Source organism: Pseudomonas sp. UBA7530 (assembly GCF_002479365.1).
Classification (GTDB): domain Bacteria; phylum Pseudomonadota; class Gammaproteobacteria; order Pseudomonadales; family Pseudomonadaceae; genus Aquipseudomonas.
The window spans coordinates 239,780-254,895 of record NZ_DLMS01000011.1; the positions used below are offsets into that span (position 1 = coordinate 239,780).

Sequence of the window (15,116 nt, forward strand, 5' to 3'; positions counted from 1 at the left end):
GCCCCAAGCCGCAAGCTTCGAGCAGAAGTGCGGCGACCGGGCTTGCAGCTTGTAGCTTGCAGCTTGCCGCTGCGAACGGAGTGAGCACTTATGCAACACGAAAACGCTACCCACGGTATCGACCTCGCGGCCCTGGGCCGAGACAAGCAAAGCCTCAACCTGGCATCCGAGACCGTGGCCATCCAGGTGCCGGGCCTGAATCTCTACTACGGTGAGAAGCAGGCGCTGTTCGACGTCAAGATGGATATCCCCAAGCAGCGCGTGACCGCCTTCATCGGCCCGTCCGGCTGCGGCAAGTCGACCCTGCTGCGTACCTTCAACCGCATGAACGACTTGGTCGACGGTTGCCGTGTGGAAGGTGAGATCAACATCGACGGGCGCAACATCTACCGCAAGGGCGAGGACGTGGCCGAGCTGCGCCGCCGCGTCGGTATGGTGTTCCAGAAGCCCAACCCCTTCCCCAAGAGCATCTACGAGAACGTGGTGTATGGCCTGCGTATCCAGGGCATCAACAGCAAGCGCGTGCTCGACGAGGCGGTGGAGTGGGCGCTGAAGAGCGCGGCGCTGTGGGATGAGGTCAAGGACCGTCTGCATGACTCGGCCCTCGGCCTGTCCGGTGGTCAGCAGCAGCGTCTGGTGATCGCCCGTACCGTGGCGGTGCAGCCGGAAGTGCTGCTGCTCGACGAACCCTGCTCGGCGCTCGACCCGATCTCCACGCTGAAGGTCGAAGAGCTGATCTACGAGCTCAAGAGCAAGTACACCATCGTCATCGTTACCCACAACATGCAGCAGGCCGCGCGGGTTTCCGACTACACGGCATTCATGTACATGGGCAAGCTGATCGAGTTCGGTGACACCGATACCCTGTTCACCAACCCGGCCAAGAAGCAGACAGAAGACTACATCACCGGTCGTTACGGCTAAGGCCATGGCAAATACTCCCTGGCTTTGTCGGGCGCGCTTGCCGTACTACTCGTACTGTCAGCGCGCGCCCTTCGCGCCAGAAAGCATTTTCCAAGGGCCTTAGTGCTGAAACTCAACGTGTAGGGTGCGCCGTGCGCACCATGGTCACCCAAGCCGGCAGCTTTCGCGGAGCGAACCCAATGATCAATAAAGACAACCTTACCCAGCACATCTCCCAGCAATTCAACGCCGAGCTGGAAGAAGTGCGCAGCCACCTGCTGGCCATGGGCGGCCTGGTGGAAAAGCAGGTCAACGACGCCGTCACCGCGCTGATCGAGGCCGACTCCGGTCTGGCCCAGCAGGTGCGCGAGATCGACGACCAGATCAACCAGATGGAGCGCAACATCGACGAGGAGTGCGTACGCATCCTCGCCCGTCGCCAGCCGGCGGCCTCCGACCTGCGTCTGATCATCAGCATTTCCAAGTCGGTGATCGACCTGGAGCGCATCGGCGACGAGTCGACCAAGATCGCCAAGCGCGCCATCCAGCTGTGCGAAGAGGGTGAGTCGCCGCGTGGTTATGTCGAGGTCCGTCATATCGGTGATCAGGTGCGCAGGATGGTGCAGGAGGCGCTGGACGCCTTCGCTCGTTTCGATGCCGACCTGGCGCTGTCCGTGGCGCAGTACGACAAGACCGTCGACCGCGAGTACAAGACCGCGCTGCGCGAGCTGGTCACCTTCATGATGGAAGATCCGCGTTCGATCTCCCGCGTGCTCAACGTGATCTGGGCGCTGCGTTCGCTGGAGCGCATCGGCGATCATGCGCGCAACATCGCCGAACTGGTGATCTACCTGGTGCGCGGCACCGATGTGCGCCATATCGGCCTGACCCGCATGCGCGAAGAGGTCGAGGGCAAGCCCAAGGAGTAAGGCCTGCTTCATACCGACGGCCCGGGATTTCCCGGGCCGTTTCGTTTGCGCGATTTGTTGTGCGTCCGGCGTTTTCCGTTGGCCTTAGGCCACTGGCCATGACTATGCTTACTGCCATTCGTACAGGAGTAACCGATGAGCAAAGTCAGTGTGCTGGTGGTGGATGACGCGACCTTTATCCGTGATCTGGTCAAAAAAGGGCTGCGCGATAACTTCCCCGGCGTACAGATCGAGGAAGCGATCAATGGCCGCAAGGCCCAGCAGATGTTGAGCCGTCAGGTGGTCGACCTGATTCTCTGCGACTGGGAAATGCCGGAGATGTCCGGCCTCGAGCTGCTGACCTGGTGCCGCGAGCAGGACAACCTGAAAACCACGCCCTTCATCATGGTCACCAGCCGTGGCGACAAGGAGAACGTGGTGCAGGCGATCCAGGCCGGTGTCTCCGATTACATCGGCAAGCCGTTTTCCAACGAGCAACTGGTGACCAAGGTGAAGAAGGCGCTGAGTCGTGCCGGCAAGCTGCAGGCCCTGGCCGCCAGCGCGCCGCCGAAGATGCTCAGCACCGGCGGTTTCGCCAATGACTCGCTGGCCGCACTCACCGGCGGCAAGGCTGACGTGGTCAAGCCCAGCGCACCGACGCCGGCCCCTGCTGCAGCCGCGCCGGCGGCCAGCGCCGCGCCAGCACCCGCTGCAGCCAGCAAGGCGCCGGCCGGTCGTGGTCAGGGCCAGCTGCGCCTGCCGGCCGGCAGCATGGCCTGTGTGATCAAGGCGCTGAGCCTGAAGGAGGCGCTGCTGGTGGTCAAGCGTACTGAGCTGTTGCCCCAGGTTCTGGAGAGCGCGGTGCTCGACCTGGAGCAGGGCGACGCGGCGGAAACCGCACGGCTCAATGGCTATCTGCACGCGGTGGCAGCGTTCGAGCCCAAGCCCGAGAGTGAATGGCTGCAGCTGACCTTCCGTTTCGTCGACCGCGACCCGCAGAAGCTCGACTACCTGTCACGCCTGATCGCCCGCGGCACGGCGCAGAAGCATTTCGTCCCTGGCGCCTGAGCGGCGCGATCGCGGCGGGCTGTACCCGCCTACGCTTCCCCAGCACCATGGCGCCGGTGCAACCCGCTGCCGTCCATGGTGCTCATCCGACCGGCGGCGGTGAGCCGGTTCACAGCCTGACGGCCGGTACCTCGCATGTGCCGTGCCGCGCTGCTAGTCTTCACAACCCGGATATCAAAAAGCCATAAGATCCGAGTCGTTATGCTAGGGCGTCTGATCATTCTCTGCAGTCTGCTGGCCTTCTGCGGCCAGGCCGCTGCGCTGACCATCTACAAATACGTCGACAACAACGGCGTGGTGACCTACAGCGACCAGGCCGCGCCTGGCGCGCAGGTGTTCGTGTTCAACGATCGCATGGTCGAGCGTCTGGACAACCAGGTGAAGTTGGAAACCAGAAAGCACGAAGCCGGTGAAACCCTGCTGGTTCGCAACGACCTCTATGCGCCGGTGGAAATCGAGCTGAAGCTGGAGCAGGTGCAAAACGCCATCGGCGCGCCGGACAAACCGATTCGCTGGGTACTGCCGCCGCGCAGCAATATCCGCCTGGCCACGCTGACGGCGCAGGACGTGTCCAAACCGCTGCGCTACAAACCCAGGCTGCGCTATGCCCTTGGCGATCCACGTCTGCAGCCGAGCATCCATCGTTATCCGCTGCCCTGGCGCGGCGGCCCCTTCCGCCAGACCCAGGGCGCCAACGGCACTTACAGCCATTTCACGCCCAAGGGCCGTTACGCGGTGGATATCGCCATGCCCGAGGGCACGCCCATCGTCGCGGCGCGCGGTGGCGTGGTGGTCAAGACCGAGAACCAGCAAAGCGGCCGTGGCAACAACCCGGCCGGCAATTTCGTGCGCATCCTGCATGACGACGGCACCATGGGCGTCTACCTGCACCTGATGAAGGGTTCGGTCAGCGTGCGCGAGGGCCAGCGCGTGGAGACCGGCAGCCTGCTGGCGCGCTCCGGCAACACCGGCAATAGCACCGGCCCGCACCTGCACTTCGTGGTGCAGCGCAACGTCGGTCTGGCTGTCGAATCCATCCCCTTCAACTTCCGCCAGCCGGTCAACAGCCTGCCCAATTTCGCCGTCGGGGGCGAGTAACACTTCTCGCCTCGCCTCGCCTCGCCTCGCATCGCAATCCATTCCAGCCCCGGCGCCACCCCGTGGGGACGTCGGAAAAGCTTCGCGGTCAAGACCGCTCCCACAGTTCGAATGCTGCAGGTTCTGGTTCTTCTGTGGGAGCGGACTTGTCCGCGGACAAGAGGATGGGCGGCGAATAACCCTTCGTGCCCCGCGTCGCAATCCGTTCACGCCCCCCGGCGCTACGCAGTGGTGATGCCGGAAAAGCTTCGCGGTCAAGACCGCTCCCACAGTTCGTGCGCTGTCAGGTACTGGAGTTCTGTGGGAGCGGACTTGTCCGCGAACAAGACGGTGGGCGGTGAATAACGCTTCGCGCCCCCGCGTCGCAATCCATTCCTACCCCGGCGCCACCCTGTGGGGACGCCGGAAATCTTCGCGGTCAAGACCGCTCCCACAGTTCGGGCGCTGTCAGGTACTGGCTCTTCTGTGGGAGCGGACTTGTCCGCGAAGAGGATGGACGGCGAATAACCCTTCGCGCCCCGCGTCGCAATCCGTTCAAGCCCCCCGGCGCTACGCAGTGGTGATGCCGGAAAAGCTTCGCGGTCAAGACCGCTCCCACAGTTCGGGTGCTGTCAGGTTCTGGCTCTTCTGTGGGAGCGGACTTGTCCGCGAAGAGGATGGACGGCGAATAACCCTTCGCGCCCGCATCGCAATCCATTCCAGCCCCTGGCGCTACGCAGTGGTGATGCCGGAAAAGCTTCGCGGTCAAGACCGCTCCCACATATCGAATGCTGCAGGTTCTGGTTCTTCTGTGGGAGCGGACTTGTCCGCGAACAAGAGGATGGACGGCGAATAACCCTTCGCGCCCCGCATCGCTATCAATCCAGCCCGGCGCCACCCTGTGGGGACGCCGGAAAAGCTTCGCGGTCAAGACCGCTCCCACATATCGGGCGCTGCCAGGTTCTGGCTCTTCTGTGGGAGCGGACTTGTCCGCGAACAGGACGGGCAGAAACCCTTCAGAACCTCCGTCACACCATCCGTGTCATGACGCTTGCGCTTAAGCGGCATGCCCTCAGGGTCGCCTGTGTAATGGGTACGTCCGCGGCCCGCGCGACACGGGCGGAAGTCAGCCTTCCGCTTGTCGCTCGCCGCCGCGCGAGCGGAAAGGATCTTTCACCTGGCGGTTAGCTTAAAGCCTTTAATATCAATGGCTTAGTTTGTTGGCACCGCTATTGCTATCTCACAGGAAAACGGGTGTCCGACTATGGCTATCGATTCAGATTACGTTCAAAGCATGGCGACCCAGCTGGCCCAGTACGAAGTTCAGGGCCAGTTGGCCAAGGCCAATCGCAACCAGGCGTCTTACAAAGCGCAGCTCAATGCTCTGACCACGCTGGATACTGCGCTGAAGAGCTTCAAGAGCGCCGCCAGCGGTCTCAAGCTGGCCGGCAGCAGCATGCTGGTCAACAGCGCCAGCTTCACCCAGGAGGGCTATGCCAGCGCCACGGTAGGTAGCAAGGCCGTGGCAGGCAGTTACGATTTCTTCGTCCAGCAACTGGCCAGCAAGAGCCAGGTTGCCCTGCAGGGGTTGCAGGACGGCAACCTCGGCAGCGGCAGCCTGACCATCGGTCAGGGCAGTGGCTCGTTCAACATCGATCTCGGCACCGTCGCGACCCTCGACGAACTGGCCAAGGCCATCAACGCCGCCGCCGATAACGAGGGCGTGAAGGCGACACTGGTGCGCAGCAACGGCCAGGTCAACCTGGTACTGACCAGCGAGAAGACCGGTGCCGACCAGGCCATCAGCCTGAGTGCCAGCGGCAATGCTGCGTTCGAAGGGGCCGTGGCCGGGCGTCAGGAACTCTCCGTGGCCAAGGACGCCATCGTGCGCCTGGGCGGTGAGACGGGTATCGAGCTGACCAGCACCAGCAACACCTTCGACAACCTCATCGATGGCGTCAGCCTGACCTTCAGCAAGGCGCACAAGAGCGGTGATGCACCGCTGACCATGGAAGTCGGCCAGGATCAGAAAGCCACCAAGGAAAAGGCGCAGACCTTCGTCAATGCCTTCAACGCGCTGATGACCAGTTTCGATTCGCTCACCGCCAGCGGCGGCGAGAGCGGCGGTCGTGGGGTTCTGGCCGGTGATGCCAGCGTGCGTGCCATCGAGGGCATGCTCAATCAGTTGGTGCGCACCTCGTTCGGTGGTGTGAGCCTCACCGAGTTCGGCATCGCCGCCGACCGCAACGGCAAGCTGACCATCGACAACGCGCGCTTCGAGAAGGCCGTGGCAGCCAACCCGGAGGGCTTCGAGAAGCTGTTCACCGACAAGGGCAACCTGCTCGACACCCTGGACAAGAACCTGGCGGCTTACACCAGCAGCGCCGGCGGCCTGCTGACCGACCGCAAGGACAACCTCAATACCCAGCTGCGCCGTGTCGATCAGCAGTTCGACACCATCCAGAAGCAGTACGACTCCTACTACGCCCGCTATCTCCGCCAGTACACCGGTCTCATGCAGACCATGGCGGCGATGGAACAGACCTACGGAATGTTCTGATGAGTGCCTACAACCTCAACGAAAGTTACGACAGCTACCGCACAGTGGATCTCGAGGCGCGCGCTGCCGCCGCCTCGCCTTACGAACTGGTGCTGGTGCTGTTCGACGGCCTGCTCGACGAGCTGGCCCGTGCCCGTGGCCATATCGAGGCCAAGCGCTACCAGCAGAAGGGCCAGTCCCTGGAGAAGTGCCTGAACATCCTCAATGGCCTCAATGGCGCCCTCGATTACGAGAACGGCGGCGAGCTGGTGCAGGGTCTGGCGCGGCTTTACGACTACTGCATCTATCGACTCTCCGACGTCAGCGTCAGCCTGTCGCTGGAGGGGCTGGACGAGGTGGTCGGCCTGCTCGGCGTGCTGCGCGAAGGCTGGGAAAGCGTGAATGCAACGCGCAAGTGAACTGCGCGCGCTGCAGCAGTTGCATGCCCAGCTGACGCAAGCGCTGGAGCAGGGCGACTGGACGCGCATCGGCGAGATCGACTCGCGGATTCGCGCCTGTCTGCAACTGCTGGCCGCTCTGCCGAGCCTGAGCGACAAGGTGCGTGAGGCCAGGGAGCAACTACGCCAGTTACACGGGCAGGCGCGCAACGCCTGCGCCGAGGAATGCGAGCGGGTGCGTCGGCAGTTGCTGACGCATCTGGAATACGCCGAAGGACGCAGTGCTTATATGCGCGTCGATCTGTATCAAGCCGGGAGATAAAAGGGTGCTGCAACTGATCAATGCCAACGCTCGGGTCAGCCCGAGTGGTTCCGCCGAGCAAACGCTGCCGTCGGGGTTTGCCCAGGCTGGCAGCGCGGGCGATGCGACCCGGCCGTTCGATCAGCAGATGGCCGTGCAGGGCTTCGCTGCTGCCGATGCGCAAGCGGTGCCCGGCTTGAGCGTGACGCCCGAAGCCATCCATCTCAGCGAAGCGGATGCCGAGCAGTGGCTGGCCGGCATGCTGGGGCAGCAGGCCGTGCGTATCGAGGCGCGCGAGGCGCCGGAGCCGGTGCAGGAGGAGCAGGAACAGGTGCAGGAAGAACAGGCCGAGCCGGCCGCCGTGTTACCTGCCGCACTCCTCGACCAGGCGCACGTGCAGTCTCGTGAGCAGCGCTTGCCAGCGGAGACGTTGCGCGCTGCCACCGCTACCGCACCCGGCCAGCCGCCAGCGCCAGTCGCGGACCCATTGGCAGTGCCCAAGCCGCTGCTGACGGCCGAGACCGCGACTCAGGCTGCCGCGCCGCTGGTGCTGGATGACGTCGTCGAGCTGAAGGTGATCGAGCGCCTGCCGGGCAGCAGCACGGACAGCGACAAGGCGATGCCAGGCAGCGCTGCCGCCACCTCGGCCGCCACCTCGGCCGCTGCCGCGCCGCTGGCGACCGAGCGCCCGCTCAAGCTGCATGCGCCGCAGGCGCAGTGGGGCGAACAGATGCTGGCCAGCCTGCGTGAGCATGTCGACCTGCAGATCAATCAGCGCATTCAGAACGCCACCATTCGCCTCGACCCGCCGGAGCTGGGCAGCCTGGAAATCTTCCTCAGCCACGAGTCCGGCCGCCTCAGCGTGCAACTGTCCGCGGCCAATGCCGATGTGGCGCGTCTGCTGCAGCAGACCAGCGAGCGCCTGCGTCAGGAGCTGGTGGGGCAGAACTTCGTGCAGGTCAACGTACAGGTCTCCGCCGATGCGCAGGGCGGGCGCCAGCAGCAACAGGCGCAGGCTCAGGCCTGGCTCGCCGAAGACGCTGTGGCCGCAGCCGCGGTGCTGCCGAGCGGTGGCGAGCGCAGCGCCACGGAATCGGCCAGCGATGTGCTGGTCACCGTTTAATTTCCCGTTAGTGAATCGAGAGTAGTCATGACAATGCCGCGCATCCTCCTGCTGCTGGTTATCTTCAATACCCTGGTGGTGATCGGCGGCAGCATCTTCAACTACGCCACGCTCAAGTCGATGCAGACTGGCCAGGCGGTGCTTGGCATTTCCGCTGGCAATGCAGGCGGCGAAGAGGAAGAAGCCAGCAGCGAATACCGTTTCTTTCCCATCGAGAAAGTGATCGTCAGCCTGCAGGGCGAGACCCGCGAGCATTATTTCGTCCTCGACCTGGTGCTGCAGGCCGACCTGGAGACCGATCCGAAGAAGCTCGAGCAGATCGACCCCATGGTGCGCAATTCGGTGGTGGCGCACCTGTCCTCGATGACCTTCGAGAAGCTGCGCGGCATGCCCATTCCCGAGTTGCAAGGCACCCTGGAGCGGGTGTTGTCCGATGATTTCGCCAGCAAGAAACTGGCGAAGCCCTTCGCCAGCGTGCTGGTCAGCAAGCTGATCGTCCAGTAGGGCGCAGCGAGCGACTGCGCCGGAACCGGAGCCGACTATCCATGAATGCCAACTGCGCCATCGACTACCGCTATGCCGCCGAACAGGGCGGTGCCGCGCTGTTCGCCCCCGGTGCCGAGCAGAAGTGGCTGTTGCAGTACCTGCCGCTGGTCAAGCGCATCGTCAGCCAGCTGGCGCTGCAGGCCAACCAGGTGCTCGACCGCGAGGATATGGAGCAGATCGGTCTGATGGGACTGCTCGAGTGCCTGCGCCGCTACGGCACGCCGGACGAGCAGTTCGGTCGTTTCGCCGCCTTGCGCATACGTGGCGCGATTCTCGATGAGCTGCGCCGTCAGGACTGGCGGCCGCGTCAGGTGCGCCAGCAGACGCACAAGATCCGCGATGCCATTCGCCAGCTGGCGCGGCAGCTGGGGCGTGTGCCGCAGGAGGAGGAGATCCTCCAGGCGGCCGGGATCAGCGCCAAGGATTACCAGGAGTTTCTCCAGGCCGATGCCTGCGAGGCCATCGAAAGCCTCGATGAACTGCTGCAGAACGGTCACGAGGGTTTCGCCTGCGGCAGCAGCGCGGTCGAGGAACGGGTGCTCAAGGAGCGCCTGCTGACCCAGGCGCTGAGTCAGCTCAGCGAGCGCGAACGGCTGGTGCTGACCCTTTACTACCAACACGAGCTGAGCCTCAAGGAAATCGCCCTGGTGCTGGAGCTGAGCGACGCGCGCGTCTGCCAGCTGAGCAAGCAGGCGATCGCCAAGGCCAGCCGCTACCTGAACGAGAGAGGCTAGGGTGCAGAAGTTATTAGGTGCATTGATCATCGTCGCCTGCGTGCTGGGTGGCTACGTCATGGCTCATGGTGAGCTGGCCATGCTCTGGCAGCCGGCCGAGGTGATCATCATCGTCGGCGCAGGTTTTGGTGCCCTGGTGGTGGCCAACCCCAAGGACGTGCTGCTGGATATGCTGCACCAGATCAAGGGCGTGTTCGTTTACAAGAAGCGTGGCGAGGAGTTCCAGCGCCAGTTGCTGATGATGCTCTACGAGCTGCTGGAAATGGTCGACGTCGGCGGCCTCAAGGTACTCGATGCGCATATCGAGGAACCCGAGCAGAGCGACCTGTTCGGCAAGTACCCGCTGATCCGTCAGGAAAAGAACCTGATGGCCTTCATCGCCGACAACTTCCGCCTGATGGCCATGGGCAAGATCAGCGCGCACGAACTGGAAGGCTTCCTCGAGCAGGAGCTGGAAGCCATGGAGCACGTGCTGATGCAGCCGTCGCGCTCGTTGCACAAGATCGGCGAGGCCATGCCGGGCTTCGGCATCCTCGCGGCGATCCTCGGCATCGTCATCACCATGGGCAACATCGGCGGTTCGGTCGCCGAGATTGGTGCCCACGTGGCAGCGGCGCTGGTCGGCACCTTCCTCGGCATCTTCATGTGTTATTGCGTGATGGACCCGCTGTCGAGCGCCATGGGCCAGCGCATCAAGACCGAGATGTCGGCGCTCGAATGCGTGCGCACTACTCTGGTCGCCCATGTCGCCGGCAAGCCCACGCTGCTGGCGGTGGATGCCGGACGCAAGCTGATCGAGCAGGACGTCAAGCCCGCGTTCAAGCAGCTGGAAATCTGGGTCAACCGTTACGAAGATGAAAGGGACGCCGCATGAAACAGCGCGGCGGTGACGGCCACGAGATCATCGTCAAGCGGCGTGGCAAGAAGGGCGGCCACGACGCGCATGGCGGTGCCTGGAAGGTGGCCTTCGCCGACTTCACCATGGCCATGATGGCGCTGTTCATGGTGCTGTGGATCATCCAGCCGCAGACCCAGGACGCCAGCCGTGCCAATGCCGACATGCTGAACAATCCGTTGGTCGATGGTGGCGCCGGCATTTTCGACGGCACCAGCACCACACCGCTGGAACTCGATGGCGTGCCGGTGCAGGTCGCCCCGCGCCGTGACCCCGAGAACCGCGCGCGCACGCCGCAGGAAGACCCCGGCGCAGCCCTTGCCGAGGGCCAGCCCGGCGAGCCGCGTCGCCCGCACTTTAGCGAGTCGCTGCAGATGCAGGAGCTGGCCACGTTGATGAAGGAGCTGGCCCTGCAGCTCGACGCCGAGGCCAACATCGAAGTGCAGGTGGTGCCTCAGGGGCTGCGTATTCTGATCAAGGACGATGAGCAGCGTTTCATGTTCAATCGCGGCAGTTCCCATCTGAATGCGCATTTCGAAACCCTGCTGCAGCGTCTGGCCGGTATCCTCGGGCGAGTCGACAACCACCTGATCATCAGCGGCCACACCGACTCCATGCCCTATCGCGGCGTGGTCGGCGGCTACAATAACTGGAACCTGTCCGGCGACCGCGCACTGCGCGCGCGCAACGTGCTGGTGGAAGCCGGCCTGCCGACCGGCAACGTGCTGCAGGTCGCGGCCCAGGCAGACGGCATGCCGTTGCTGCCGAACGATCCGCAGAACGGCGCCAATAGGCGTATCGAGCTGCTGTTGCTGACCAGCCAGGCCGAAGGCCTGTATCGCGAGCTGTTCGGCGAGGCTCAGGTGCGCGCCGAGGTTCGCGCCGAAGGCGTCCAGCTCAGCCTGCCGGAGTCCTGAGCGGTGGTGCCTCTTGCGCTAAGGATTGCGCCCATGGCAATAGACCTGCCGGGTTTCCAGCGCGTAGAGGCAGCCATCGACGCTGGTCAGGCGAATGGTCGATCCCTTGTGGCGGCCGTAGAGCAGATTGAACACCAGCTCGTCGTCGATCTCGCTGGCCAGCCCGGTGACCTGGCCGTCCTCGACACGCAATCGATAATTGCCAAGGAAGCCATAGTCCACCACGCCCGAGGTTTCCAGAATGCTGTCGCCCTGCCGGGTCATGGCATAGAAGCGACCGTCGTTGACCTGCAGGCTGTGGCTGATGTCCAGTACGCGCCCGTTGCTCAACTGCACCTGGCCGGTGGACAGGTAGCGACCATCGAGTTCCGCGCTAGAGATGAAGCTAAGCCACAAGGCAAGCATGCCCAGCAGCATCGTCAGAGCCGTGGCGAACATGGTGAGCAACCAGCCGCCGCTGATGCCGCACTGCTTGCTCTTGCTCATGGCAGGCACCTGCTCAACTGGGGGTCGGCCACCTGATTCAGCTGGCTTTCGTGCAGCATCAGCGAGCGCGCGCCACCGTTGGGCTGCAGGCACAGCAGTTCATAGAAGCCTCCATGCAGGCGCAGCACCAGGCTCGCCGGCTTGCTGGCCAGAACCGCAAGCCGGCTGGTCAGGCCATGGGTTTGCAGAATCAACTGCTGCAGACGCTGCGAGTCTTGATCGATGTAGTGAACGTGCAGCGGGCCCAGGTTCATTTCGCTACTGTGCAGATCCTTGGGTTGGCTGATGTTGTACAGCGCCATGAACAGGGCGATGCCAATGAGGCCGAAGATACTCAGCAGAATCAGCCAGGATGTTCGCTGCCGGCTATGGCGGCGCAAAAAGGCGGGTGCTGGGGCCGGGGTATCGAGTGGTTCGCTGACTTCGCCAATGTCATCGATGCTCGGCGGATAGACCAGATAGTTGGGGTTGAGCAGATAGCCGCGGCGCGGCAGGGTCTGGATGATTTCCCGGCTTTTCTCGTCTCCCAATATCTGGCGCAAGGTGTAGATCTGCTGGTTGAGGCTGCCCTGGCCGACGACCCGGTCGGCCCAAGCATGATTCATCAGCTCGTCGCGTGACACCACCTCGCCGGGCTCCTGCAGCAGGCGTTCGAGCAGGCGGCTACCGGAGTAGCCCAGGTCGATCTTCTCCTCGATACCACTTTTAACCAGGGTCAGCTGATACAGCGCCGGGTAAAAGTGTGCATAGCAATCGCTTCGTCCGGTCCTGATGATCAGACAGGCGATATTGCTTCCCGGCTCGGCGAGCGGCGTTTCGGAGCTGGAATTCATGCGGTCCTTGGGGCGAGCGGTGTTTCCGTTTGGAAAGTCCGGGCTATAAGTGGGTCGGCATTCTGGCGTCAGGAAAATACTGTGGCAAGTCTTGTGCCATAGCTTTGATTGCAGTTGTAGGACAACAATTGAACTCGTTCAAGGCTGATAGCGACCGGGCAGCCAGTTAAACGGGCACGATCAACGCGAATTGCGAATTGGCTCGATCATTCCGAAATGCTGTTACGGTTGATCGATTGCGGCGACAGATGGCGATGGTCCGATGGACCATGAAGAACGCCCCGCGAGAGCGGGGCGTCGGAGGGTGTGGCGCAATCCGTTGCGCCTGGATGACGCGGGATCAGCCCAGCAGGGACATGACCATGCCCGGCATCTGGCCGGCCTGCTTGAGCATGGAAATGCCGGACTGCATCAGCATGCTGTTCTTGGTCATGTTGGCGCTTTCCTTGGCGAAGTCGGCGTCCATGATGCGACCCTTGGCCATGTCGGTGTTGTCCTTCATGTTGGCCAGGTTGTTGGCGGTGTGGTTCAGGCGGTTGATGTTGGCGCCGAACTGGGCACGCAGCGCGCCGATGTCGTCGAGTGCGTCGCTCAGCGTATCGATCATCGCGTTGGCGTTGGTGTTGACCGCAGTGGTCGGATCCTGAGTGGTGGCCAGTTCGGTACCCGGAGTTCCAGCGGTGGTGTAGGTATCGGAAATCGCCGCCAGGGAGGTGCCCAGAGCGGTCAGCTTGGTGCTGACGTCCAGCTCCAGGGTTTCGGCAGAGCTGGAGCCGATCTGGAAGTTGACTGCAGCGGACAGTTTGCCGTTGGAGCCGTCGACGGTAGTGCCGTTGCTGAACAGGTTCTCGCCGGCATACTTGGTGTTTTTGACGATGTTGGCCATTTCCTTGCCGAGCTCGTCGTATTCGTTTTGCAGGGCGATCAGGTCGGCGCCGCTGTTGGTGGCGTTGGAGGCCTGGGTGGCCAGGTCCTTCATGCGCTGGACGATGTCGGTCATCTCGCTGAAGGCGCCTTCGGCGGTCTGCAGCAGGGAGATGGAATCACCGGTGTTGCGCATGGCCACGTCCATGCCGCGCGACTGGGCATTGAGGCGGGTGGCGATCTGCAGGCCGGCGGCATCGTCGGCGGCGCTGTTGATGCGCAGGCCGGTGCCCAGGCGCTGCTGGTTGGTGCCCAGGGCGTTGTTGGTCTTGCCCAGGTTGGTCTGGGTGACCAGCGAGGAGTAGTTGGTATGAATCGAGAGAGCCATAAGAGTATTCCTTCGTGCGTGAACGCCTGGAAGCGGTGCTGTAGGAACAGGGCGACCGTTTTCGCGAATGCCTTAAGGGCGGACGGCGTTTAGTCGTGCATGTGGAGTGGCGCAGTCCCTTGCGCCTGGAAAGCCCGTGATCAGCCCAGCAGGGACATGACCATGCCCGGCATCTGGCCGGCTTGCTTGAGCATGGAGATGCCGGACTGCATCAGCATGCTGTTCTTGGTCATGTTGGCGCTTTCCTTGGCGAAGTCGGCATCCATGATGCGACCCTTGGCCATGTCGGTGTTGTCCTTCATGTTGGCCAGGTTGTTGGCGGTGTGGTTCAGGCGGTTGATGTTGGCGCCGAAACTGGCACGCATCGCACCGACATCGTCCAGCGCGCCTTCCAGCGCGGTCATCGCCGCACCGGCGTTGGCTGCAGTGTCGAGGGTCAGGGCGGCCACGTCGGTATTGAGGGTGGTGTCCAAGGTGCCCAGATCGGTGCTGACGTCAAAGCTCAGGGTTTCTGCCGAGCTGGAGCCGATCTGGAAGCTGACCGCGGCGGCGAGCTTGGTGGTGAACAGGTTTTCGCCCGCGTATTTGGTGTTGTTGAAGATGTTGGTGATCTCTTTGGCCAACTCGTCGAATTCGGACTGCAGGGAGGTGCGGTCATCGGCAGAGTTGGTGTCGTTCGCCGCTTGGGTGGCCAGATCCTTCATACGCTGCAGGATGTCGGTGGTTTCGTTGAACGCACCTTCGGCGGTTTGCAGCAGGGAGATGGCGTCGCCAGTGTTGCGCATGGCCACGTCCATGCCGCGCGACTGTGCGTTGAGGCGGGTGGCGATCTGCAGGCCGGCGGCGTCGTCGGCGGCGCTGTTGATGCGCAGGCCGGTGCCCAGGCGCTGTTGGTTGGTGCCCAGGGCGTTGTTGGTCTTGCCCAGGTTGGTCTGGGTAACCAGCGAGGAGTAGTTGGTATGAATCGAGAGAGCCATGAGTGTATTCCTTCGTGCGTGAACGCCTGGAAGCGGTGCTGTAGATACAGGGCGACCGTTTTCTCGAATGCCTTAAGGGCGCTGGCGTTCAGTGGTGAAATGGGTGTGGCGCAGTCCCTTGCGCCGGCTAAGCGCGTGATCAGCCCAGCAGGGACATGA

Annotated in this window: 16 protein-coding genes; 12 read left to right on the top strand and 4 right to left on the bottom strand. The window is 63.1% G+C overall.

The window, feature by feature from the left end; all coding sequences use genetic code 11:
- Positions 1-90: 90 nt before the first annotated feature.
- From pstB to B2U07_RS15150, 12 genes are all read left to right on the top strand, one after another.
- Positions 91-924, top strand: coding sequence for a phosphate ABC transporter ATP-binding protein PstB (gene pstB / locus B2U07_RS15095; protein WP_197857709.1), 834 nt, complete (start codon positions 91-93; stop codon positions 922-924).
- Positions 925-1,103: 179 nt separating this feature from the next.
- Complete coding sequence (gene phoU, locus B2U07_RS15100; RefSeq protein WP_197857710.1) at positions 1,104-1,832, top strand: phosphate signaling complex protein PhoU; 729 nt, start codon at positions 1,104-1,106, stop codon at positions 1,830-1,832.
- Positions 1,833-1,967: 135 nt separating this feature from the next.
- Entirely contained in the window at positions 1,968-2,879 is a 912-nt protein-coding gene (locus B2U07_RS15105; protein WP_296277210.1) for a response regulator, read from the top strand.
- 201 nt (positions 2,880-3,080) lie between these two features.
- Entirely contained in the window at positions 3,081-3,977 is an 897-nt protein-coding gene (locus B2U07_RS15110; RefSeq protein WP_296277211.1) for a peptidoglycan DD-metalloendopeptidase family protein, read from the top strand.
- Between the two features lie 1,243 nt (positions 3,978-5,220).
- Positions 5,221-6,516 (top strand): flagellar filament capping protein FliD, encoded by a 1,296-nt coding sequence (fliD, locus tag B2U07_RS15115; RefSeq protein ID WP_275546583.1) that lies wholly within the window; start codon positions 5,221-5,223, stop codon positions 6,514-6,516.
- Positions 6,516-6,914 (top strand): flagellar export chaperone FliS, encoded by a 399-nt coding sequence (gene fliS / locus B2U07_RS15120; protein WP_197857714.1) that lies wholly within the window; start codon positions 6,516-6,518, stop codon positions 6,912-6,914. The genes fliD and fliS overlap by 1 nt, the downstream gene beginning before the upstream one ends.
- Positions 6,898-7,215 carry a hypothetical protein gene (locus tag B2U07_RS15125; RefSeq protein ID WP_296277212.1) on the top strand — a complete coding sequence of 106 codons (318 nt, stop codon included), beginning with the start codon at positions 6,898-6,900 and terminating at the stop codon, positions 7,213-7,215. Before fliS ends, B2U07_RS15125 begins: the two co-directional genes overlap by 17 nt.
- 4 nt (positions 7,216-7,219) lie before the next feature.
- On the top strand, positions 7,220-8,317 hold the full coding sequence (locus B2U07_RS15130) for a flagellar hook-length control protein FliK (protein WP_296277213.1): 1,098 nt from the start codon (positions 7,220-7,222) through the stop codon (positions 8,315-8,317).
- Between the two features lie 27 nt (positions 8,318-8,344).
- Complete coding sequence (locus B2U07_RS15135) at positions 8,345-8,821, top strand: flagellar basal body-associated FliL family protein (protein WP_296277214.1); 477 nt, start codon at positions 8,345-8,347, stop codon at positions 8,819-8,821.
- 41 nt (positions 8,822-8,862) lie between these two features.
- Entirely contained in the window at positions 8,863-9,597 is a 735-nt protein-coding gene (locus B2U07_RS15140; RefSeq protein ID WP_197857718.1) for a FliA/WhiG family RNA polymerase sigma factor, read from the top strand.
- Position 9,598: 1 nt separating this feature from the next.
- Positions 9,599-10,471, top strand: coding sequence for a flagellar motor stator protein MotA (motA, locus tag B2U07_RS15145; RefSeq protein WP_197857719.1), 873 nt, complete (start codon positions 9,599-9,601; stop codon positions 10,469-10,471).
- A complete protein-coding gene (locus B2U07_RS15150; protein WP_296277215.1) occupies positions 10,468-11,409 on the top strand; it encodes a flagellar motor protein MotB in 942 nt (313 codons plus the stop codon). Before motA ends, B2U07_RS15150 begins: the two co-directional genes overlap by 4 nt.
- Positions 11,410-11,427: 18 nt before the next feature.
- On the opposite strand, the gene B2U07_RS15155 is transcribed toward B2U07_RS15150, so the two are convergent.
- The 4 genes from B2U07_RS15155 to lafA (B2U07_RS15170) form a co-directional block, all read right to left on the bottom strand.
- Positions 11,428-11,895: a hypothetical protein gene (locus B2U07_RS15155; protein WP_296277216.1), complete on the bottom strand. Its 468-nt coding sequence runs from the start codon at positions 11,893-11,895 to the stop codon at positions 11,428-11,430.
- Positions 11,892-12,728, bottom strand: coding sequence for a winged helix-turn-helix domain-containing protein (locus tag B2U07_RS15160; protein WP_296277217.1), 837 nt, complete (start codon positions 12,726-12,728; stop codon positions 11,892-11,894). The genes B2U07_RS15155 and B2U07_RS15160 overlap by 4 nt, the downstream gene beginning before the upstream one ends.
- A gap of 340 nt (positions 12,729-13,068) precedes the next feature.
- A complete protein-coding gene (lafA, locus tag B2U07_RS15165; RefSeq protein WP_296277218.1) occupies positions 13,069-13,980 on the bottom strand; it encodes a lateral flagellin LafA in 912 nt (303 codons plus the stop codon).
- A 140-nt stretch (positions 13,981-14,120) separates the two neighbouring features.
- The gene (gene lafA, locus B2U07_RS15170; RefSeq protein ID WP_197857724.1) at positions 14,121-14,957 is read right to left on the bottom strand and encodes a lateral flagellin LafA; all 837 of its coding nucleotides are present in this window, start codon (positions 14,955-14,957) and stop codon (positions 14,121-14,123) included.
- Between the last annotated feature and the right edge of the window lie 159 nt (positions 14,958-15,116).